General features: G+C 44.8%; 28 protein-coding genes. 3 read left to right on the top strand and 25 right to left on the bottom strand.

All coding sequences use genetic code 11. The annotated features are described in order from the left end of the window. Nucleotides 1-19: 19 nt before the first annotated feature. Nucleotides 20-400 (bottom strand): hypothetical protein, encoded by a 381-nt coding sequence (locus BA724_RS11495; RefSeq protein WP_069938811.1) that lies wholly within the window; start codon nucleotides 398-400, stop codon nucleotides 20-22. A 116-nt stretch (nucleotides 401-516) separates the two neighbouring features. Further along, nucleotides 517-723: a hypothetical protein gene (locus BA724_RS18310; RefSeq protein WP_141719931.1), complete on the bottom strand. Its 207-nt coding sequence runs from the start codon at nucleotides 721-723 to the stop codon at nucleotides 517-519. Between the two features lie 254 nt (nucleotides 724-977). Here BA724_RS18310 and BA724_RS19135 point away from each other — a divergent pair, with 254 nt between their 5' ends. Next, complete coding sequence (locus tag BA724_RS19135) at nucleotides 978-1,328, top strand: four-helix bundle copper-binding protein (protein WP_069938810.1); 351 nt, start codon at nucleotides 978-980, stop codon at nucleotides 1,326-1,328. Between the two features lie 57 nt (nucleotides 1,329-1,385). Here the strand turns inward: BA724_RS19135 and BA724_RS11485 are convergent, their stop codons facing one another. Together BA724_RS11485 and BA724_RS11480 are read right to left on the bottom strand one after the other, a co-directional pair. Continuing rightward, a complete protein-coding gene (locus tag BA724_RS11485; protein WP_069938809.1) occupies nucleotides 1,386-1,769 on the bottom strand; it encodes a hypothetical protein in 384 nt (127 codons plus the stop codon). Nucleotides 1,770-2,010: 241 nt separating this feature from the next. Beyond that, entirely contained in the window at nucleotides 2,011-2,595 is a 585-nt protein-coding gene (locus BA724_RS11480) for a tyrosine-type recombinase/integrase (RefSeq protein ID WP_069938808.1), read from the bottom strand. Nucleotides 2,596-3,067: 472 nt separating this feature from the next. Here BA724_RS11480 and BA724_RS18030 point away from each other — a divergent pair, with 472 nt between their 5' ends. Further along, entirely contained in the window at nucleotides 3,068-3,175 is a 108-nt protein-coding gene (locus BA724_RS18030) for a YjcZ family sporulation protein (protein ID WP_083256207.1), read from the top strand. A gap of 522 nt (nucleotides 3,176-3,697) precedes the next feature. Here the strand turns inward: BA724_RS18030 and BA724_RS11475 are convergent. From BA724_RS11475 to BA724_RS11410, 14 genes are all read right to left on the bottom strand, one after another. Continuing rightward, nucleotides 3,698-3,985, bottom strand: a complete 288-nt coding sequence (locus BA724_RS11475; protein WP_069938807.1) for a hypothetical protein — start codon at nucleotides 3,983-3,985, stop codon at nucleotides 3,698-3,700. 59 nt (nucleotides 3,986-4,044) lie between these two features. Beyond that, nucleotides 4,045-4,446 carry a hypothetical protein gene (locus BA724_RS11470; protein ID WP_069938806.1) on the bottom strand — a complete coding sequence of 134 codons (402 nt, stop codon included), beginning with the start codon at nucleotides 4,444-4,446 and terminating at the stop codon, nucleotides 4,045-4,047. A 372-nt stretch (nucleotides 4,447-4,818) separates the two neighbouring features. After that, nucleotides 4,819-5,040, bottom strand: a complete 222-nt coding sequence (locus BA724_RS11465) for a hypothetical protein (RefSeq protein WP_069938805.1) — start codon at nucleotides 5,038-5,040, stop codon at nucleotides 4,819-4,821. A 621-nt stretch (nucleotides 5,041-5,661) separates the two neighbouring features. Then, nucleotides 5,662-6,171, bottom strand: a complete 510-nt coding sequence (locus tag BA724_RS11460) for a metallophosphoesterase (protein ID WP_069938804.1) — start codon at nucleotides 6,169-6,171, stop codon at nucleotides 5,662-5,664. Between the two features lie 2 nt (nucleotides 6,172-6,173). Then, a complete protein-coding gene (locus tag BA724_RS11455) occupies nucleotides 6,174-6,776 on the bottom strand; it encodes an XTP/dITP diphosphatase (protein WP_069938803.1) in 603 nt (200 codons plus the stop codon). Further along, a complete protein-coding gene (gene rph, locus BA724_RS11450) occupies nucleotides 6,769-7,527 on the bottom strand; it encodes a ribonuclease PH (RefSeq protein ID WP_069938802.1) in 759 nt (252 codons plus the stop codon). Before rph ends, BA724_RS11455 begins: the two co-directional genes overlap by 8 nt. A gap of 69 nt (nucleotides 7,528-7,596) precedes the next feature. Continuing rightward, nucleotides 7,597-8,592, bottom strand: a complete 996-nt coding sequence (locus BA724_RS11445; RefSeq protein WP_069938801.1) for a GerMN domain-containing protein — start codon at nucleotides 8,590-8,592, stop codon at nucleotides 7,597-7,599. Between the two features lie 64 nt (nucleotides 8,593-8,656). Beyond that, nucleotides 8,657-9,451 carry a glutamate racemase gene (gene racE / locus BA724_RS11440; protein ID WP_069938800.1) on the bottom strand — a complete coding sequence of 265 codons (795 nt, stop codon included), beginning with the start codon at nucleotides 9,449-9,451 and terminating at the stop codon, nucleotides 8,657-8,659. Then, entirely contained in the window at nucleotides 9,444-9,911 is a 468-nt protein-coding gene (locus BA724_RS11435) for a MarR family winged helix-turn-helix transcriptional regulator (protein ID WP_069938799.1), read from the bottom strand. Before BA724_RS11435 ends, racE begins: the two co-directional genes overlap by 8 nt. 120 nt (nucleotides 9,912-10,031) lie before the next feature. After that, nucleotides 10,032-10,244, bottom strand: coding sequence for a helix-turn-helix domain-containing protein (locus tag BA724_RS11430; protein ID WP_069938798.1), 213 nt, complete (start codon nucleotides 10,242-10,244; stop codon nucleotides 10,032-10,034). 76 nt (nucleotides 10,245-10,320) lie between these two features. After that, a complete protein-coding gene (locus BA724_RS11425; protein ID WP_069938797.1) occupies nucleotides 10,321-10,758 on the bottom strand; it encodes an acyl-CoA thioesterase in 438 nt (145 codons plus the stop codon). A gap of 78 nt (nucleotides 10,759-10,836) precedes the next feature. Further along, nucleotides 10,837-11,604 carry a succinate dehydrogenase iron-sulfur subunit gene (gene sdhB, locus BA724_RS11420; RefSeq protein WP_069938796.1) on the bottom strand — a complete coding sequence of 256 codons (768 nt, stop codon included), beginning with the start codon at nucleotides 11,602-11,604 and terminating at the stop codon, nucleotides 10,837-10,839. Beyond that, nucleotides 11,604-13,367, bottom strand: a complete 1,764-nt coding sequence (gene sdhA, locus BA724_RS11415; protein WP_069938795.1) for a succinate dehydrogenase flavoprotein subunit — start codon at nucleotides 13,365-13,367, stop codon at nucleotides 11,604-11,606. The genes sdhB and sdhA overlap by 1 nt, the downstream gene beginning before the upstream one ends. Nucleotides 13,368-13,433: 66 nt before the next feature. Further along, the gene (locus BA724_RS11410; protein WP_069939234.1) at nucleotides 13,434-14,042 is read right to left on the bottom strand and encodes a succinate dehydrogenase cytochrome b558 subunit; all 609 of its coding nucleotides are present in this window, start codon (nucleotides 14,040-14,042) and stop codon (nucleotides 13,434-13,436) included. A 219-nt stretch (nucleotides 14,043-14,261) separates the two neighbouring features. On the opposite strand from BA724_RS11410, the gene BA724_RS11405 reads away from it, so the two are divergent. Beyond that, nucleotides 14,262-14,696 carry a YslB family protein gene (locus BA724_RS11405; protein WP_069939233.1) on the top strand — a complete coding sequence of 145 codons (435 nt, stop codon included), beginning with the start codon at nucleotides 14,262-14,264 and terminating at the stop codon, nucleotides 14,694-14,696. 18 nt (nucleotides 14,697-14,714) lie between these two features. On the opposite strand, the gene uvrC is transcribed toward BA724_RS11405, so the two are convergent. The 7 genes from uvrC to BA724_RS11370 form a co-directional block, all read right to left on the bottom strand. Continuing rightward, nucleotides 14,715-16,490: an excinuclease ABC subunit UvrC gene (uvrC, locus tag BA724_RS11400; protein ID WP_069938794.1), complete on the bottom strand. Its 1,776-nt coding sequence runs from the start codon at nucleotides 16,488-16,490 to the stop codon at nucleotides 14,715-14,717. A 230-nt stretch (nucleotides 16,491-16,720) separates the two neighbouring features. After that, nucleotides 16,721-17,035, bottom strand: a complete 315-nt coding sequence (gene trxA, locus BA724_RS11395; protein ID WP_046174009.1) for a thioredoxin — start codon at nucleotides 17,033-17,035, stop codon at nucleotides 16,721-16,723. A 101-nt stretch (nucleotides 17,036-17,136) separates the two neighbouring features. Beyond that, nucleotides 17,137-18,117 (bottom strand): electron transfer flavoprotein subunit alpha/FixB family protein, encoded by a 981-nt coding sequence (locus tag BA724_RS11390; protein ID WP_069938793.1) that lies wholly within the window; start codon nucleotides 18,115-18,117, stop codon nucleotides 17,137-17,139. A 22-nt stretch (nucleotides 18,118-18,139) separates the two neighbouring features. Continuing rightward, nucleotides 18,140-18,913, bottom strand: coding sequence for an electron transfer flavoprotein subunit beta/FixA family protein (locus BA724_RS11385; protein ID WP_069938792.1), 774 nt, complete (start codon nucleotides 18,911-18,913; stop codon nucleotides 18,140-18,142). Between the two features lie 27 nt (nucleotides 18,914-18,940). After that, on the bottom strand, nucleotides 18,941-19,525 hold the full coding sequence (locus BA724_RS11380) for a fatty acid metabolism transcriptional regulator FadR (RefSeq protein WP_069938791.1): 585 nt from the start codon (nucleotides 19,523-19,525) through the stop codon (nucleotides 18,941-18,943). A gap of 102 nt (nucleotides 19,526-19,627) precedes the next feature. Then, nucleotides 19,628-21,316, bottom strand: coding sequence for a long-chain-fatty-acid--CoA ligase (locus BA724_RS11375; protein WP_069938790.1), 1,689 nt, complete (start codon nucleotides 21,314-21,316; stop codon nucleotides 19,628-19,630). A gap of 264 nt (nucleotides 21,317-21,580) precedes the next feature. Continuing rightward, the gene (locus BA724_RS11370) at nucleotides 21,581-21,988 is read right to left on the bottom strand and encodes a DUF350 domain-containing protein (protein WP_069938789.1); all 408 of its coding nucleotides are present in this window, start codon (nucleotides 21,986-21,988) and stop codon (nucleotides 21,581-21,583) included. Nucleotides 21,989-21,999: the final 11 nt, after the last annotated feature.

Genomic DNA, 21,999 nt, shown 5'->3' with positions numbered 1-21,999 from the left:
GGCTTTTTTGTGGACATCATCAATATGCAGAATAAAAGTCAGTATCCATACTTATATCTTCATTTGGATCAATAGTTATTTTATTCTCAATTACTAATGTAAAACCTGGTGCAGGATCTTCAGAAATCACCTTATTCATTGCTACAACCTCGGCTACCTCTATTTCTTGAGGGTTTGGATTTATAATTTCACTGGCAATCCCCGCAAAAAAATATTTATTTCCCATATTTCCAGTACCTTGACCTTGTACCGCTTGGTAGAAAAGGAGATGTTCTAGTCCTTCAGGATTCGATCCTTCCATAAACCAATTCAATACTATTCCTCTAAAAGTAATGGATTCGTCATTATAAGGGTTTAAAATCTCTAATGACATGGTAAATTCCTCAAAAAAATTATCCATTTATTCACCTCCTTTCCTTATACTATGGCAAAGAAGGAAAGCAGCTTAATTCAATTAACTATATTCAAATAATTGATAGAAACCCGCTAGAATTTCTCTGAGCGGGCTTTTTTACGTTATGCCACATACAGCACCAGCTCTGTAACTGACATTTGCGCGAGTTTTGCAGCCGATAAATCCTTAGCATTTTCGTTCAAGTATATCCACGAAACATGGACGTCGGTCACATCGACTTTCTCCACTCGCTGTAGAAGCGAAGATACGCCCGTTAACGGTGAATGAGATCGCAGCTGGTAACGCGAAGTCAATTTCGTTTGATACAATCACAGCAATCCTCAACGCACTGGACATACTGGCAGACGGCAGCAAGCGCCACGATGTGAGTGATATATTTAAAAGAGCAGAAACAGCCGAAGAAGATACGGAACTAGAACCGCCTTTATATATGTAAAAATGCGCCTTCCAATTTCGGGAGGTATTTTTTCGTTACTAAAGATATTCATAAACATGTCATAAAAGAAAATAATCAGCATAAAATTAATCTTGTGTTAAAATTCACATTTTAAGGAGCGTTTAAATGAGCGTATTATCAACACCTTCAATGAAGGCAATGATGGAACAATGTATGGAAGCATGTTTAAAATGTGCTAGAGTGTGCGAAGAGTGTACAAGCGCTTGCTTACAGGACCCGGATGTTCAAACAAGAATAAAATTTGTCCAAGCATTACGGGATTGCGCTGACGTTTGTTTGCAGGCAGCATCTTTTATGGGCCACAACAGCCGGTTCGTTCAACAATACGTCGAGCTTTGTGCAACTATTTGTGAAGCATGCGCAGAGGAATGCGAGACGTTCAAGGATACCTACTGCCAGGAATGCGCTCGGATTTGCCGTGAATGTGCGGAAGCTTGCAGAAACATGGCTTCCTAACGACTGAAAACCTTCATATAAATCACTCCCTAACAGGAGTACAAAAAATGCCCCGACTCAATTACGAGCGGGGCATTTCTGTCTTAATTTCCGTAAGAACTGCATCGTCATAAATTTTCCGTAGTGATCGATCGTTCCTTCTTTTAAACTTTCGTATGTATAATCGCGCTTAATGCGTAGATCAATAATCTCCTCGATAGTTTCCACGCTCAACATGCCGCGTTGCTGCAACTCACCGTCTTTCAGCGCATACTCCCGCACAATAAAGTCGTAATTATCACGTTTCATGAACCGGTTTGCAAATAGCGGATCCGCGTATTTATCCGCTGGGAACTCCGTGATGCTACCGTTCCTATCCATGCGATAATAGATCGGCTCGCCACTGTCCAGTATAGCGGTTAAGCGAATGTATAAACTCTTGTATCGTTTCTTCGGAATCATATCGTACCGCCGTCTTTCTATCTATATAATACGAAATATAGCTTAGCACACCGCCAGGGCGGCCGCATCAACCTTCGAGTTCTCAAAAAATTACGCGGATTTTTTACCCGTGAGGTACGAACATGAAATCCGTAAGTTCCCGACAGCAGTTGCAGTGTGTATCGGTGTATGGCTTGGGAGTCAGCAAAATACGCACGAAAAAAAGCCGGCGGCACATAACCGTTCGGCTTCTCCGCATTGCTTATAAACGGAAGTCTTTCAATGAGTCCGCGATCTTATCGTCATTGATTCCGATATATCTTTTCGTGATTGCTAGCGCAGCATGGCCGAATATCTCCATCAACGTAGCGACGTCCTTAGTACGCTTGTAATAGTGGTAGCCGAATGACTTACGCAGTGTATGAGTACCGATGTCATCACGGCCTAACCAGTCGCCTGCACGCGTCAGAACACGGTATGCCTGCGTTGTACTGATATGACCGTTGCTGTCCGCACGATTAGACGGAAACAGCCAGTCACTATCGCTCATGCCTTCACAGTATTCGTTTATATCGGCGCTGATGGCCGCTAGGTGTAGCTTTCTTACCTTGCCGATCTTTTGCTCCGTCACCTTTACGGATGCCTTGCCTCGGATGTCACCGACCTTTACCGAGACTAGATCGCTGGCACGCAGCCCTGTATTGATGCCGAGAATAAAGAGGAACTGATCGCGCTTGCCCGTCTTATTCCGATTGAGATTACCTACTTCGAGCAGCGCCTTTTTCATTGCCGCAATGTCATCTGGATTCCGTAATGGTTCTACGTTGTAGCCGGTCGATGTCGCCATGATTTCTGCCCCTTTTTGTGTATGATTCCGATCAAATACCGTACGTATTCGTACTTATAGAATCCTCATAACGGATAAACCGCGCTGCGTCAACGTTTTATATGTACGAAAATATACAATTTCATACTTATAAGGACAGCGGCCAACCCCCTGAAATTAGCCCAAAAGCGGCAATGTTCAGCAATAAAACGCCCCCTGAGTTTTCGGACCCCCTCGTCCGTCCGGACCCTCGTGCAGGTGTATAGCGCTATTCATTACGCCGTATTATGTTTAACGCCTGTCGCGGCGTTACTCGAATGCATCATCTTAATAATCTCTTCTACAAAAAAGATTATTTAGTAGAGACAAAGGCTCAATCCAATACGTTTCTTCGCTCATACTCTATAACATAGATTCAATTATTATAAATTAACTGCGAGAAATTGATTTATATAATTATTTCGCTATCCTTCGGTAAAGGAGGTGAAATGGTATGGGTAAGTATGGTTGCGGTGATGGCGGCTACGGCAGTGGCTTTGCGCTGATTGTAGTGCTTTTCATTCTTCTAATCATTATTGGTGCTTCATACGTTAACTATTAATTAAAAATGGTCCATGCCATATCCTGTATGCTCCCTTAGCGCCATTTCAGTGAATCCCCGGAGTTACCAATCGCCCAGAAATGGCGCTCTCATCGCCGCGTTATCCCTCCGCGGCCTTTTTTGCGTCCGGGATCCGAGGAATAAAGCGGCCAAGCCGTACATATATTGATTTAACTTCTCCTGACAACTACCAACTTTTAAGCGTCGCTATCACGTAGCTGCGCTCTTTTACGTTTTCAATACGGATATCAAATTCAAGGGGCTGCTACACAAAAGCCGCTTTTTTTAATATGGTTTAAATTTCTTCGTAACGGGCGATAATCTAGGTTAGGGTCTCTCCATTGACCCAGCACCATCATAAGTAGTTTATCGTTTGTACCGCGGTGATTCCCCCCGCGGTCTTTTCTGCGTTATTATGTAATGCGGTGAACTTTTCCGCTGGCATATACGTAGGTCTACTTGTAGCCTGACGCCGAAAACTTACGCCTCTTCTGCAAGCACGCGCTGGCTATCTTCGCAAAATTAACGATCATCCCCCGTTATCCACCACTCATTTACTTCGCCGTCATACTCTTTCCAGCACACCCATACTTCCCGATTACTTCCCATATCTTCTTCAATAAAATCAAATTCTTCAGCTTCAAGTTCGTAATCATCGTTTAGTACCGTAATAATAAACCTCTTAATTCCGTTAACTTCTTGTCCCTCAGAAACCGGCTCATAATTTTCACAGATGTACTCAGCAAGTTCTGTTCCCCCTGTTAATTCATCAGCACTAAACGTATCCATATGAAACTCCATAGCATTCATCAGCATTCATCCTTTCTTTTTTCGTAAATCACCTTACAATATTAGCACCATTCCGACTATTACAGGTACAGCAATGTGCATTCGGCGTTGATTTTCGCAAGCACACGTGCCTGTTCCTCGAATACAAAACGGTCCAGCATCTTATTCAGCACGCCATTGAAGAAGCCCGGCAGATTGCGGATAAGCTTCGTTTTTATACCCATCACCGCCGTGTGTAGGGCTACCATAGCTAGGTTTTCAACGTCCTGCTGTTCGTAAGCGCCGTATTTAGTTAAAGCGGCTGTATTCGCACGATAAACACCATACATGCGACCTACAAGCGATTTGTCTTGGTTGTCGAGTTTTTCTACAAACGATTTAAAACGTCGGTAAAAAGTTACCGACTTCGCAGAATACGTATTATTTATAAGATTATTTGTCTTAGAAAAGATATTGACTTCATGCTCCCCGTTTTCGATCATACCTTGTCCACCTTTTTCATTTTCCGCAGATTCAGCCGGCAATATTTTCGCGAAATTAACCGTTTACTGCATCGTGGAGCTGCGCTTTGTCGGCAGTATATTAACGATGCCTAAAGACGCCAGCTTTTTAAGCCATACGCCAATCGTATCCGGCTTCTTTACGCCAAAGTCAGCTGCAATCGTACGTTGCTTACGGAATGACAGGCCAGGATATTCACGCGAAATGTCGCGCGCAGATAGTCAAGGAAACGGATGAGCTTACGCCTCCAAGCGGCAGACAGCCCACTCGCTTCGATTGTGCGGACATGTTTATTCACTACAACTCTAAGTTCGTGTATATTTTTGAACTTTGCATAATCTGACTTCTGAATCTTATCGGCCAGTTATTTTTGCGAAGTGTGTAACGTGGAGTCTATAGTCGCTGATCGTTCTTTCCCGGAAGCCTGTCGCTTCCATATGGCGGGTAATCGTGACCAGCGCTTTTTCTATCGGCATACCTTCCGCAACAAGACGACGCTGTTGCTTCGGTTGCTGCTCGATAAAAAGATCGGATAAATCTGCGTTTACGGTTAATGACGCATTCTTTTTAGACAACAAAAAAACCTCCTAACGCGTGAATGTCGGTTACGATCGGCTGTTGACCGGATCATTGACCGTTTCATTCGACGCATTAGAAGGCGTTTTGTAAAGCGCTCTATGGCGCTTTTTTATTACGTCCCAGGAGGGATTCGAACCCCCGACCGACGGCTTAGCTTACCACTATGACTTTCGCCACCAGCTTGCACTGTTTGTTGGTCTGGACTATATCTTCACCATTTCAGGTGCGACACGTATAGTCTCTACGGAACCTCACGATAATCGTTATGTAGATTATGCTGCGATAATTTTACCCTCGTCATGACGAGCCTTCAAATTATCTCGTTTCCTCGGTATTGCCATCAGCATGACCTGTTAAGGGTTCACCGATACAGTGCCGTCCACTTTATGCGTTTTTGTTTCCGCATAAAGGCTCCTATTAACTTAAAGGCCGTTGCTCTATCCAGCTGAGCTACTGGGACATTCTTTAAAGACAATACTTATAATAGCAATCCGTTTACTTCATGTCAACATGAATTTTTAATTATCAATGAAATCAATTTTTTTGAGTAAATCCTTTTGACCGTGAGAAAAAAAACGCCCTGCACAACTGGCAGGACGTTCCGGCCGCCTGAACAATCAGCGGCTAAATGTACAACTTAACGCTTCTACCTCATGATGCCTCTCATCAAAAAAACGAACAGCAATTTTAGATTTTTTCACGTCCACAATAGCGTACGTTTTTTCGCGGCGTCCACGCGGCAATGAGATGCTGCCCGGGTTTAAATACAAAACACCATCAGCCATTTCGGCGCCGGCTGTGTGCGAGTGACCGAAGAAAACAAAGTCAGCACCTGTTTCTTTTGCTTTCATCGCTAAATTGGTTAACGTCATTTTAATGTTGTACCGGTGGCCGTGTGTAACGAATACGCGGCAGTCTTCCACACTCTCTAACAGATCATTGGGAAACTGGTCTTCTGAATCACAGTTGCCGCGGACGATAGTGTAGCCATCGACTGCCGGGTCCTCAGCCGTCATTTCGGAATCCCCGCAATGAATCATTGCGTCCACTTTGCCTTTGTAGCGGCGCTTCAAGTCAGTTAAAATACTGTCCCATCCGTGGTTGTCGCTGACGATTAACATTTTCACCTTTATTCACCTGCCAGTTCGGGCAGTACAGCCCGTAATGTGTTTAATGCATGCGCGCGGTGACTGATGTTATTTTTTTCTTCCGGATCGATTTGGGCCATGGTCACCTCATATCCGTCCGGAATAAATAAAGGGTCATAGCCGAAGCCATTTTTGCCTTGTTCTTCAAAGGCGATCGATCCTTCACAAAACCCTTCCGCGAATATAGGCTTTCGTCCGTCCGGAAACGCCACAGCCAGCACACACGCAAACCGGGCACTGCGGCTGCCGCTGGGTACATCTTTCATTTCACCCAATACTTTTTCATTGTTAACCCGGTCATTTTTCTCTATTCCCGCATAACGTGCAGAATACACACCTGGCCGTCCATTAAGGGCATCAATGACGAGTCCGGAATCGTCGGCAATCGCCGGCCGTCCCGTTAACCGGGCAGCAGATTCCGCTTTTAAAAGGGCATTTTCTGCAAAAGTTTTACCTGTCTCTTCCACATCCGGCAGCTCCGGATAATCGAGTAATGTTTTCACTGTTATGCCGAGAGGTTCAAACATGTGAACAAACTCTTTCGCTTTTCCCGCATTTTGAGTAGCAATAATGATTTCATTCATTCGCTGACTTCCTCTCATAAATCAAATCTGCCGCTACACCAAGCACTTCAGCTTGAAGATCAAACAGCGTTTTCATGCCGCCCTGTGCCGCTTCAAGCAGCTGCTGCAGCTCATTCATGGAAAACGTTGCTTCTTCCCCGGTTCCCTGCACTTCTACAAATTGGCCGGCCCCGGTCATGACAACATTCATATCCACTTCCGCACTGCTGTCTTCTTCATAGTTTAAGTCTACCACCACACCGTGCTCTTTGACGATCCCGACACTGGTCGCCGCGAGAAAATCGGTAACTGGGTACAGCGGAAAGTCTTTTTCAATGGCTAAATCGTGCAAGGCGAGCGTCATCGCCACAAATGCGCCAGTAATCGCCGCTGTGCGCGTTCCACCATCTGCTTGAATCACATCGCAGTCAATCCAGATCGTCCGTTCTCCAATTACATCCAGATCCACAACCGCGCGCAGGGCCCGGCCAATAAGCCGTTGAATTTCCATCGTCCGTCCCGTTACTTTTCCTTTTGTCGACTCCCGCATGTTTCGCTGACCGGTCGCACGCGGGATCATGGCGTACTCTGCTGTCACCCAGCCTTTACCGCTCCCTCTCATAAACGGTGGTACGCGATCTTCAATGCTCGCTGTACAAATAACCTTTGTGTTTCCAATTGAAATGAGTACGGATCCTTCCGGGTGTGTTAAAAAGCTTGTTTCAATTCTAACTGGGCGAAGTTCTTTTTCTGTCCGTCCGTCTGTGCGCATATAGATTCCCTCCGTTTTTTCCTGCTTCCGCTGTCCATTTTCCGGAATTTATGTGTGTCTGTCAAATGTTCATTCTGCTGATAGATTACTTTCTGCATTTACAAACAATGGAGCGGTCAAGGAAGCAGGTACCGGAGCTCCCGTTTCCATCTTCACATCCGGATGACCTTCCACTTTCACAGCAACGCTGTCAATGTCAGCTGAAGCTGCGAGCGTCAGTGCGAGCGGCTTCAGCAAACTGCTGGAGACGAGTGCTTCACCGTTATTTTCTAAAATCGCGTCGCTAAATTGAAGCACTGCCCGTCCATTTTCTACAACTGGCGAGGCAGTCAATTTTGCATCAAAAGGCCAGCTTGTCATAAGGCCGCTGCCAGGAACAGGCCCTTTGGCAAGTTCAGAAACAGAAGCAGCAATCAAATCTGTTGTTTGCGCTGCAATTCGACGAGTAACCGGCACTAAATAAGGACCCTGTTCATTTTGAGCTGTAAAATACACAGTAATGGGTTTCGTGGCACCGGTCTCTGTATAACTCGCTTTCATATTAATGCCATCTTCCCGTTTCATTCCCCCCGCCGCAATTGGCATGCCCGCCTTTGGCATTGCGTCCAGTTTTTCTCCATTTAGTTTCAATTGAACACGCTCAGCCTGTCCCAGTCCGGTTACGGTCCATGTAATAGCGGCAGCAACAAGCTCTTCTTCTTCCGCCGGATAGTCTGAAAAAGCACCTCCTACACTAACAATCGCTGTTTTCCCCTGCAATTCCACATCTTGAATAATGGTTCCTTCCGGCAGCGGCGATTGAAACCCGGCTGGAGCGGCTCCTTCTGCCAACGCAAGAAGGGCTGCTTTTTCTTCCTGCCCATTCGCTTCAATCGGCATGACTTGCGGGACGAGAAGTTGATGTTGATCGACTACGTACAACTCCGCCATCACGCTTTCAGCTGCTGATGCAGGACTGCCTTCACCGTCTTCTGTGTATACGACTTTTATCGGCAGTCCTTCTTCTGGTTCTCCTGCACAGCCTGACAGTATAAGCAGCATAGCCAATCCACATTTTTTCCGCACACAAACCGCCCCTTTCTTTTGCATTCATACAAATATATGCGGTCAAACAAAAAAAAGCCGGCAATTATGCCAGCTGAATTTTTTTCGTATCCAATTGAATGTCGCCAAGCCAGTCAGTCGCAATGGCGTTAAATGATTTAACACTGCCCGTTGTAAAAAAGCGATGCTTCGCCTGCTCGTCTTCTGCGAGCATATCATTAAATTCCAGTATCGCACTGACACCGCGGGCTGTTTCATCACCTGAACTGATCACAGACACATCCGGTCCCATATTATCCGCAATAATTGGTTCTAAAAGCGGATAATGCGTACAGCCCAATATAACAGTGTCTGATGGGGTTTTTTTCAATGGCTCAAGGGTTCGTGCCACAATTTCTTTTGCACGCTCACTCCGATATTCTCCGCTTTCTACGAGCGGCACAAAATCGGGACAGGCGAGCGGGTACACTTCTGCACCAGGATCAATCGCCTTGATGGCTTTTTCATATGCGCGGCTTTTTATCGTACCGGCTGTTCCGAGTACAGCAATTTGACGATTTTTCGTTTGTTTGATCGCCGCACGGGCCCCCGGCTGAATAACTCCAACGACCGGAATAGGCAGCTCACGCTTAATTTCATCGAGTACGACCGCTGTTGCCGTGTTACAGGCAATGACGAGCATTTTCATGTCATACCGTTCTAAAAAGCGGGTCATTTCCCATGTGAACTTTCGAACCTCTCCCGGCAATCGGGGACCATATGGACAGCGTGCCGTATCCCCTATATAATAAATCGTTTCTTTCGGCAGCTGACGCATCATTTCTTTTGCAACTGTCAGCCCGCCTACACCCGAATCAATGACTCCAATCGGTCTATTCAACACGTCCGCCTCGTTCCACTTTCATTTCAATGTGCATTTTATTTAAAAGAGTATTTAATTGTGCTGTTTCTTTTTCCGAAAAATTGCTCAGTACGCCTTCCACATATTCACGGCGCCTTTGGATGACGTCTTTAATAATTTTTTCACCTTCTTCAAGCAGGTGAATTCGGACGATGCGACGGTCTTTCGTGTCCCGGACCCGCTCAACAAGGCTGGCTTTTTCCATTCGGTCAATAAGATCGGTTGTCGTACTGCATGCCAGAAACATTCTGGATGACAGTTCTCCAATTGTGGTGTCCCCTTTTTCATATAATGAATGCAGCGCGATAAATTGCGGTGGTGTAATCATATAATCATTTAAAATTTCGCGGCCTTTTTGCTTAATAATCCCGTCTATGTGACGCAGATTCCGCTCAATATCGGCGACAGCTTCTCCCGGACTCCTTTGTATGAGAGACATTCATTTGCACCCTTTCATTTAAAAAAACAGTATGCGATTCTTCGTCTATTTTCCTCGTTTTTTACGTAAAATGCAAGCAAGGAAAAAAACCGTGCCGAGTAAATCAGCACGGCCTTGACGCTATAAGGAAAGTTCCCCGATTCGAAGCAATTCAACAATAGCCTGCGCCCGCCCTTTGACGCCGAGCTTTTGAATGCCATTTGAAATGTGATTGCGTACCGTTTTTTCACTAATCCCCAGTTCTTCTGCAATGTCATGAGTCGATTTGCCGTCAATAAGCCGCTTGAACACATCTTTTTCCCGTTTAGTCAAAATCGAAGCTGCCACACACATTGTCACCCTTTCGAAGAGCAGCCAGTTTCGGTTAGCCGCCGCTACACTATCATATGCGCAACACCCTTAATTGGTTTTAAGTAAGCAGTTGTTTTGTTTCATTATTAAAAGGAACCGATCGGCCGGACAACTTGTCTATTTGTACAATTGTCCCACGTCCAGTAACCACTACTTCTTTTTTTTCATTTACTCCCTTATAGTGAATGTCGCATGATGATGTGCCAAGTGAAGATGTTTTTACATAGATTTTTAGTTTATCGCCATAAAAAATCTGCTTTATGTAATCACACTGCAAATCTGCCACGACGAAAACAACAGAATCGTGGCCCCATTCTTTTTTCAAGCCTTGATTTTGTAAAAACTGAATGCGCGCTTCTTCAAAATACTTGAACGTGACCGTATTGTTTACATGGCCAAGCATATCAATTTCTGAAAACCGAACCGTGACCGGCCAATAATACGTAAATGATTCAGACCACTTTGTCCAATCATCAATGTATGCAGGTATTCTCATAAACATCCTCCTAATTAATGAATGGCTGTTCATTTATGCTGTAAAGAAAACCTCCAGTACATACTGGAGGTTTTGCTATTAATCTACCGCGTGGTCACTTCCGAAGAAGCTGCGGAACGACTGCATTGTTGCTTCACGATTCAGCGCCGCAATCGATGTCGTCAACGGAATGCCTTTCGGGCAAGACTGTACACAGTTTTGCGAATTACCGCAGTTGGCAAGCCCGCCGTCTCCCATGATTGTTTCCAACCGCTCATCACGATTCATTGCGCCTGTCGGATGCGCATTAAATAAACGAACTTGCGACAATGACTGCGGACCAATAAAGTTTGATTTGCTGTTTACGTTCGGGCATGCTTCTAAGCATACTCCGCACGTCATGCATTTCGATAATTCATATGCCCATTGACGTTTCCGTTCCGGCATCCGAGGTCCAGGGCCAAGGTCATACGTGCCATCGATTGGCACCCACGCTTTCACACGCTTTAATGAATCAAACATGCGGCTGCGGTCCACCTGAAGGTCACGGACAACCGGGAATGTATTCATTGGCGCCAGGCGAATAGGCTGTTGCAATTGATCAACAAGTGCTGTACAAGACTGGCGCGGCTTGCCGTTAATGTTCATTGAGCATGCACCGCACACTTCTTCAAGACAATTCATGTCCCAGTTAATCGGAGTTGTTTTTTCGCCTTTTTTATTCACCGGATTACGACGGATTTCCATAAGGGCGGAAATCACATTCATATTCGGGCGGTATTCTACTTCAAACTCTTCATCATACGGAGCAGAATCAGCAGCATCCTGACGGGTAATAATGAAGCTGATTGTTTTTTGATCGCTCATTATTTCTCCTCCTTCTTCTTCGAGTAGTCCCGTTTACGAGGTGGAATAAGTGATACGTCAATCTCTTCATAATGGAAAGATGGTGCCGTATTTTCACCTGTAAACGTGGCCATTGTTGTTTTCATAAATTCTTCGTCATTACGTTCCGGGAAGTCCGGCTTGTAATGTGCGCCGCGGCTTTCGTTACGGTTTAGGGCACCGATTGTAATGACGCGCGCCAAGTGAAGCATGTTTTTCAACTGGCGAGTAAACATCGCTCCCTGATTGCTCCATTTTGCCGTATCATTAATATCGATATTTTTATAACGCTCCAATAGCTCCACAATTTTGTCATCCGTCTGCTGCAACTTATCATTGTAACGAACAACGGTTACATTTGCTGTCATCCATTCGCCGAGTTCTTTATGTAAAACATAAGCGTTTTCTGAGCCTTTATTTAATGACATGATGTCATTCCATTTTTCCTGCTCTTGCTTAACATGGTTATCAAAAACAGAAGATGAAATCGCATCTGCGCTTTTATCAAGACCATTAATGTAACGTACAGCATTCGGCCCTGCTACCATTCCACCGTAAATCGCAGAAAGCAGTGAGTTTGCGCCAAGACGGTTCGCACCGTGCTGTGAATAATCACATTCACCCGCCGCAAAAAGACCTGGAATATTTGTCTGCTGTTCGTAATCGACCCACAAGCCGCCCATTGAATAATGAACCGCAGGGAAAATTTTCATCGGTACTTTACGCGGATCGTCACCCATGAATTTTTCATAAATTTCAATGATCCCGCCTAATTTCACATCGAGTTCATGCGGATCTTTATGAGAAAGATCCAAGTAAACCATGTTTTCACCGTTAATACCGAGTTTTTGGTTTACACAGACATCAAAAATTTCACGTGTCGCGATGTCACGCGGCACAAGATTGCCGTAAGCCGGATACTTTTCCTCAAGGAAATACCAAGGCTTCCCGTCTTTGTATGTCCAAACGCGTCCACCTTCACCGCGTGCTGATTCACTCATAAGGCGAAGTTTGTCATCGCCAGGAATCGCCGTCGGGTGGATTTGAATAAACTCGCCGTTTGCGTAATTTACGCCCTGCTGATAAACGATCGATGCTGCAGACCCAGTATTAATAATAGAATTTGTTGATTTTCCAAAAATGATCCCAGGGCCGCCTGTTGCCATAATCACAGCGTCGCCAGGGAATGACTGGATTTCCATTGTCGAAAGATTCTGCCCAACAATTCCGCGGCAAATGCCTTCATCATCGACAATAGCGCCAAGGAATTCCCAGCCTTCATATTTTGTCACAAGACCTGCTACTTCAAAGCGGCGCACCTGCTCGTCAAGCGCGTATAAAAGCTGCTGGCCTGTCGTCGCACCAGCAAATGCAGTACGGTGATGCTGCGTGCCTCCAAAACGACGGAAATCAAGAAGTCCTTCCGGCGTCCGGTTAAACATAACGCCCATGCGATCAAGCAAATGGATGATGCCTGGCGCCGCTTCTGCCATTGCTTTAACAGGCGGCTGGTTCGCTAAGAAATCGCCTCCATAAACGGTATCATCAAAGTGCTCCCAAGGAGAATCGCCTTCCCCTTTTGTATTCACAGCGCCGTTAATGCCGCCCTGTGCACAAACGGAATGAGAACGCTTTACCGGAACAAGCGAAAATAGCTCAACAGGCGTACCTGATTCCGCTGCTTTAATCGTAGCCATCAGACCGGCTAGTCCGCCGCCGACTACGATAACTTTACCTTTACTCATTGTGAGGTCCACTCCCTTTTCGTTCCATCTTCTATCTATCTGACAGAACTCAATTCATTGCCGGTTTTACACGAACGCAAAAATTGCGCGTAATCCGATAATTGATAAAGCAAAAAAGACGAATAGCGTTGCGTATGTAACGATTTGTTGCGAACGCGGTGATACAGCGATTCCCCAGCTTACACAGAACGACCATAACCCATTTGCAAAATGGAAGATCGCCGCGAGGACGCCAACTATGTAAAAAACAAGCATAAATGGATTACCTAAAATGTTCTCCATCATTTGAAAGTTCACTTCTGCACCTAACGCAGCTTGAACCCGTGTTTCCCAAACGTGCCATGCAACAAAAATGAGTGTAACGACGCCTGACCAGCGCTGCAATACAAACATCCAGTTGCGGAAATATCCATAACGCCCAACGTTATTTTTTGCTGTAAACGCAATATACAGTCCATAAATAGCGTGGAACAAAAGCGGCAGGAAGATAATAAACGTTTCAAGTACAAGCACAAACGGCAAGCTCGCCATAAATCCTGCAGCCTGATTGAATGCTTCTTCCCCTTTCGTCGCAAAATGATTGACGACTAAGTGCTGCGTCATAAATAGCCCGACCGGAATGACACCGAGCAATGAGTGCAGCCTGCGGTAAAAAAACTCTCGATTGTCAGCCACCATTTTCCCCCCTTAATCTGAAGCATCCGACAAATAGTTTGATTATTCGCACATGGCTTCATCTAGTAATCTTACGATGTGACAAGTACATTTTACTCCCATAAAGTATAGGCGTCAAGGCAAGGCGGGTACATTTTTGTCCGGCTTTTCATACGGAATATGCTTTTTTTGAAGCGGCCAATTGTATATAATAACGAGAGAGAAAGCGAGGAATTCAATTTGACTATTGAAAACGAAGAACAAAGTCTGTCTGAATCAAAGAATGCGTCTGTTTCTATTTTTGGCTACGAATTGATACGGGACGTTTTAATCGGTGATCTTTTAGGGGCTGATGCAGACGATGTTTTATACTGGGGCGGCAAAGCAATCGCACGTCGCTTTCCATGCACAGATACAGAAGAATTGGCGGCTTTTTTTCAGGAAGCCGGCTGGGGAATGATTTACCTTATAAAAGAAACGAAAAACGAACGGCTTTACCGGCTTTCTGGCGAAATGACCGAACGTCGTTTTGACATGCACGCCACTCCCTCGTTCACACTGGAAAGCGGGTTTGTTGCAGAACAGATGTCGGCGCATTTTGATAGAGAAGCAGAAGCGATTTGCCAATTACATAAAAAAAGCAAACACGTTGATATTACAGTGAAATGGGAATAGACCGCCTTTTTAGGCGGTCTATTTTTCTGCAAGAGCAGCAAGCACGGCATCGGCTGTTTTTTCAGGAATGCCGGCAGCAATAATTTCTTCTTTTGACGCTTCTTTCAGCTTTTTCAGCGAACCAAATGTTTTCAGAAGGTGTTTTTTTCGCTGTGGCCCAATGCCTTCAATGTCATCCAAAATGGATTGAAATGCCCCTTTCCCGCGAATTTGCCGGTGAAATGTAATGGCAAATCGATGCACCTCATCCTGAATGCGCTGCAGCAAATAAAAAGCCTGGCTATTGTGCTCAAGCGGCACGATTTGTAGCGGATTTCCGTAAAGCAGCTGGGATGTACGGTGGCGATCATCTTTGGCGAGACCTGCAATGGGAATATCAAGTCCGAGTTCATTCAATAAAATGTCGCGCGCTGCTTCAATTTGTCCTTTTCCCCCATCAATAATAATCAAATCAGGCAATGGCAAATGATCACGTAAAACGCGGGTATAACGGCGGCGGATGACTTCGCGCATCGAGCCGTAATCATCCGGTCCTTTGACTGTTTTAATTTTATATTTCCGGTATTCTTTTTTCTCTGGTTTTCCATCGATAAATACGATCATCGCTGATACAGGTGCTGTTCCTTGTATGTTTGAGTTATCAAACGCCTCGATTCGGAGCGGTATATGAATACGCATTGCTTCTCCAAGCTGTTCGGCTGCTTTGATGGTACGTTCTTCATCCCGATCAATTAGGGCAAATTTTTCCCTCAGCGCAGCTTTTGCATTGTTTTTCGCAAGCTCCACCAGTTCTTTTTTCTTGCCCCGCTGCGGCTTTGTCATCGGCACACCAATAAGCTGGCCGGCAAGACCCTCGTCAACCTCATCCGGCAGCAAAATCTCTTTTGGCTTAAAATGTTCCGGCGCTTCATAAAAGCGGCCGAGAAACGTGAGGAATTCTTCTTTCGGTTCGCTGTAAATGGGAAATGTGGATACATCCCGCTCAATTAAGCGCCCCTGCCGTACGAAAAATACCTGAACACACATCCAGCCTTTATCTACTGTGTAGCCAAATACATCACGATCTGTAAGATCCGCCATATTGATTTTTTGTTTTTCCATCAATGTATCGATGTGCGACATTTGGTCCCGATATTCTTTTGCACGTTCAAATTCGAGTTTCTCCGCCGCTTCCATCATTTTTGCTTCCAACCCTTTTTTTACATCCTGATGGCCGCCATTTAAAAACCGGGTAATTTCTGCTGCCATCTCTCTATATGTTTCATTGGAAACATCCTTTACACAAGGAGCAAGACACTGCCCCATATGATAATACAAACAAACCCGGTCCGGAAGCGTAGAGCATTTACGCAAAGGATACAGCCGGTCCAGCAGCTTTTTTGTTTCAGAAGCTGCATATGCATTTGGGTATGGACCAAAGTATTTTCCTTTGTCTTTTTTCACTTTTCTCGTAATAATCAAGCGCGGATGCCGCTCATTCGTTAATTTAATAAACGGATAGCTTTTGTCATCTTTTAACATAATATTGTATTTTGGGTCGTACTTTTTAATTAAATTCAGTTCTAGAATAAGCGCTTCAAGATCTGAAGATGTAATAATGTATTCAAAATCAACAATCTCGCTGACGAGCCGTGTCGTCTTAGCGTCATGGGAGCCGGTAAAATAAGAGCGGACACGATTTTTCAGCACTTTTGCCTTGCCGACATAAATAACGGTCCCATGCCGATCCTTCATTAAATAACAGCCGGATTCATCAGGCAAAAGAGCCAGTTTATGCTGGATCAGTTCATTCAAAAACTCCACCTCTTTTGGTAAGAAAAGCGAAAGGTGCCTGCTTATCAGCTTATGGAACAAAAGCGAAGAACGCGGCATTGTGCCGCCACGTCCTGTGGCAGTCGCCCGACTAGATCGTCCGTATCGTCGCAACGCTTTTATGACCCACATCATGTGGGCCTCCGATGGCACCTAAAGCTAGACATTATACAAAAAAAGCGCCCCGGCAAAGCGGGGCGCCTCTCGTTTTATTACGCGTTGCGGTTGATTAGCTCTTCAAGCGCTTCTTTTGGCTGGAAGCCGATAACTTTGTCGACCGGCTGTCCATCTTTAAACAAAATCAGCGTCGGAATGCTCATTACGCCGTATTCGCCAGCTGTCTGCTGATTTTCGTCAACGTCAAGCTTTACGATTTTCACTTTGTCGCTCATTTCAGAATCTAATTCTTCCAATACTGGAGCGATCATTTTGCACGGTCCGCACCAAGGTGCCCAGAAGTCCGCGAGAACGAGTCCGCTTCCTGTTTCAGTTGAGAAGTTTGCATCAGTTGCTTTTACGATTGCCATGTATAAATACCTCCTAAAGTTTCTACATCATACGGAAAGTATATCACCGTTTTTTTGTGTTAGCTATTATTTTGCTTACCCGTAAAAAAACAGCCTCAAACTCAGAGGCTGCCTGCTTTTACTTTTTTAAATTCTTCTGTCAGCATCGGTATCACTTCAAATAAGTCCCCGACTATGCCATAATCCGCCACTTTAAAAATGTCCGCTTCCGGATCTTTATTAATGGCAACGATGACTTTAGAATTAGACATGCCAGCCAGATGCTGAATAGCACCGGAAATACCACATGCAATATACAAATCAGGTGTGACAACTTTACCGGTTTGACCGATTTGAAGGGAATAATCACAGTAGTCCGCGTCACACGCGCCCCGCGAGGCTCCAACTGCGCCTCCAAGAACGTCGGCCAGTTCCTTTAAAGGCTGAAATCCTTCTTCACTTTTTACTCCGCGTCCGCCGGCAATAATGACTTTCGCTTCGGATAAGTCAACGCCATCTGTTGATTTTCGAACGACATCTTGAATGATCGTGCGCAAGTCCTTTATGGAAGCGGATACAGAAGAAACATCACCGGAACGCGTTTCATCTTTTTGCAGCGGCTCAATATTATTCGGGCGAACCGTTGCAAATAACAGGCCGTCTTCCACGACAACTTTTTCAAATGCTTTGCCGGAATAAATAGGCCGGGTAAAGACGATTTCTCCATTTTCCTCATTGATTGCTGTCGCATCAGAAATGAGACCGGTATTAAGCTTTGCTGCTATTTTGGGGGATAAGTCTTTTCCAAGAGCAGTATGGCCAAATAAAATTCCATCAGGCTGTTCTTGTTCAATAACCGCCATCAGTGCCTGGGCAAATCCATCCGATGTATATTGACCGAGCTTTTCATCTTCTACAGTAAGCACACGGTCTGCTCCGTGCTGAATCATTTCCTCAGCCAGAGAACTTACAGCATCACCGATGAGCACGCCGATTACTTCTCCTCCCTGCGCGGCTGTTTTCCCCGCCGCAACCGCTTCAAAAGACACGTTGCGGAGCTGTCCCGCGCGTGTTTCCCCAAGTACAAGTACTTTTTTTGACATGAAAAATCCCTCCCCTAAAAAATTAAATGACTTTTGCTTCAGAACGGAGCAATGTAGCGAGTTCTTTTACTTGATCGGATAAATCGCCTTCGAGCACACGTCCGGCTGCTTTTTCAGGCGGCATATACATATCGATTGTTTTTGTTTTCGATGCTACATCGTCTTCTTCTAGATCCAAATCGTCCAGTTCCAGTTCTTCCAGCGGCTTTTTCTTCGCTTTCATGATCCCCGGCAATGAGGGATAACGCGGTTCATTCAACCCCTGCTGGCACGTGACCAAAAGCGGCAGTGATGTTTTGATCTTTTCCGAGTCACCTTCTACATCACGTGTAACCGATACGTCAGAACCATTCACTTCAATGTCTGTAATGGTCGTGACATATGGAATACCCAAACCCTCCGCTACACGGGGACCGACCTGCCCGCTTCCGCCATCAATGGCGACATTGCCTGCTAAAATCAAATCCACTTCTTTGTCTTTTAAATATTCGGTTAAAATTTTAGCGGTCGTATATTGGTCCCCGTCATCAAGATCCTCCTCTGAATTGATCAGAACCGCTTTATCAGCCCCCATTGCAAGGGCAGTGCGCAGCTGCTTTTCCGATTCATCACTGCCCACTGTAATGACTGTCACTTCCCCGCCGTGCTGATCACGAAGCTGGATCGCTTCTTCTACCGCGTATTCATCATATGGATTAATAATAAATTCCGCTCCGTCTTCTTGAATGCGCCCGCCAGAAATCGAAATTTTCTCCTCTGTATCAAATGTTCTTTTCAGCAATACATACATGTTCATTTGATTTCCTCCCCTTTGTTCAGACCCTTATTTACCCGAAAACCCGTGCAGCAGCATCTTTGTAACGTCGTCCGCTGATGCGGCTAAATCATATTTTTGATCATTCATGACCCATGTAGTAATCATTTCATCCAGCGTCCCGAAAATCATTTGCCGGGCAAGCCTGATATTGAGCCCGTCATTAAATTCTCCATTTTCAACACCTGTTTTCAAAATCTGATCAATCAGCAGCAAATATTCTTTGAGCACCTCATTAATTTTCAGCCGAAGCTCCTTATTTGACTGGCGCAGTTCAAGCTGTGTAACGACCGCTAAATGCGGATCGTCTGTCAGAAGTGTGAAGTGGTTTTGTACAAGCAGCTGAAGTTGTTCAGCTGCCGTTTGTTTCACTTGAATGCTTTCGGCAGTTTTTGCCACGAAAGTCCCCATTTTTTCTTGAAAAAGTGAAATGAGAATGTCTTCTTTATTTTTAAAGTATAAGTAAATCGTTCCATCTGCTACACCGGCCTGCCGGGCTATTTTCGACACTTGCGCCTGGTGATAGCCATTTTCAGCAATTGCGACAACAGCGGCATCGATGATTTGATGGTATTTTGGTTTGTTCTTTTTCATAAAACAAGCCGCCTTCCTATAAAATCAATAATGAATGACTATTCATTCATGTATTTATCTTATCTTCATTAATTGATTTCGTCAAGCAGGCGGCTTATTCCATCAACTTGTTTTTTCAACCTTTTGTTTTTCTTCGTCAATTAGTACGCGCCGCAGGATTTTCCCGACAGCTGTTTTTGGCAGTTCTTCACGGAATTCGTAAATACGAGGTACTTTAAATGCAGCTAAATGCTTGCGGCAATAGTCGTCAAGCTCTTGTTCTGTTACATGATGCCCTTCTTTTAATACAATAAATGCTTTTACCGTTTCACCGCGGTATGGATCAGGAACACCAACAACCACCGCTTCTTGAATCGCATCGTGTTCATATAAGATTTCTTCAACATCACGCGGGTAAATGTTAAAGCCGCCGGCAATAATCATATCTTTTTTCCGGTCCACGATGTAAAAGAATCCTTCTTCATCCATGTAGCCGATGTCTCCCGTTAAAAACCAGCCGTCTTTAAAGGACTGCTCTGTTTCCTCCGGCCGGTTCCAATAACCTTTCATTACCTGTGGACCTCTAACCGCAATTTCTCCTTTTTCACCCGGCTTCTCGACCGGCTTGCCCGTCTGCATTGACAAGATGACCGCATCCGTATCCGGCCACGGAACCCCGACACTTCCTTTTACACGGTTCCCCCAAATGAAATTGGCATGTGTTACCGGTGATGTTTCGGTCAAGCCATATCCTTCAACCAGTTTTCCTCCTGTTACCTGTTCAAATTTTTGCTGCACCTCTACCGGCAGTGGTGCGGAGCCGCTAATACATGCATCAATGGATGACAAATCGTATTTTCCAATATTCGGATCATTTAATAAGCCGATATAAATCGTCGGGGCACCTGGAAAAATAGTTGGCTTTTGTTTTTGAATTGTTTTTAACGTTGTTTTCACATCAAACTTCGGAAGCAGCACCATTTTATACCCTTGCATGACACCTAATATCATAACGGTTGTCATGCCGTATACATGGAAAAATGGAATGACACCGAGAAGGATTTCTTCGCCAGGACGATATTTGTACATCCAGGCGCCGCACATCGATGCATTCGCTACAAGATTTTTATGTGTTAAGATGACGCCTTTTGGAAAACCTGTTGTGCCGCCAGTATACTGCAGAACCGCTGGATCATTTTCCACATCCATTTGGAGCGTTTCTTCATTCACAGCCGTTTCTTCCATAATCTTCGTGAAAAAGTGATTGTTGTTTCGATTTTCAATGTGCACAACAAGACCGCTTTGCTTTTTTTGAATAAATGGATAAATGACGTTTTTCGGAAACGGAAGATAATCTTTGATAGCGGTTACAATTATATGTTCTAAGCCTGTGCTTCGAATGATTTTTTGAACACGTGGATAAAGCAGATCGAGGACAATCATCATTTTGGCGCCGCAGTCTTTCAACTGATACTCTATTTCCCGTTCTTTATAAAGCGGGTTAAACTGAACAACAATCGCCCCAGCGTATAAAACTCCGTAAAAGCTAATAACCGCCTGCGGTGTATTCGGCAGCATGATGGCTACACGGTCTCCTTTTTGGATCCCCAATTTTTTTAAATAGGCCGCCAGTTTCAATGCAGATTCATGCAGCTCTTTGTAGGACAATTCTTTGCCAAGAAACTGAATTGCAGTTTTGTCTGCGTACTCCGCAGCGGCTTTCGTTAAAAATAACGGCAGCGGCTGATCAGGATACGAAAGTGCTTTAGGAATTTCTTTTGGATAATGGGCATACCACGGTTTTTCAGACATCTTCATCCACCCCTTTGTGAGAAGAATTCGTACTATCTCCAGTATAGTGAATAATGATTCATTTTTCAAGAGGCCTGCACGAAGCAGGTCACAAAAACGTCGCCGCAGGACGCGGCGTTCTTAGTCTTTGATCCTTTTTCACACAGACCCTTGTTTCTTTTTCAGCCATTGACAACCATATATATGATACCAATAATTAAAAAAGCCGCACAAAAACCAATTAAAACTTTTGCCAAAGTTTCCATAACTGTTTTCCTCTTTTCTTTACAGCAAGGCAGCGCCGATCATATAGGACAATCCTGCCGAAATGACGAATGAAATAAACCCGACAGCACGGTTGTCCCGCTCTATTTCTTGATCAACGTTAAAACTTGGAGTGAGAAACTCAAACATAAAATAGCCTACTAACAGCAGAATAAAACCAAAGATGCCCCATCCCGCCATCGTTAAAACAGAATCATTGTGCAGGATCGAATGGCGGAATACGTTCGCAATCCCAAATATTTTACCGCCGGTTGCCATTGCCACTGCCATGTTGCCATTTTTAATTTCTTCCCAGTTCCGGTACGATGTTACCAGTTCAAAGACAGCGAGGCACATAATGATACAGATCGTTGCAATGCTGTAATAGCCGGCCAGCTGCACGTATTGATTTTCCCAGAACCCTGTCATAATTCGGCCTC

The sequence above is a fragment of the Domibacillus iocasae genome (assembly GCF_001750285.1).
Taxonomy (GTDB): domain Bacteria; phylum Bacillota; class Bacilli; order Bacillales; family Domibacillaceae; genus Domibacillus; species Domibacillus iocasae.
This window is presented reverse-complemented; position numbering and strand designations above follow the sequence as displayed.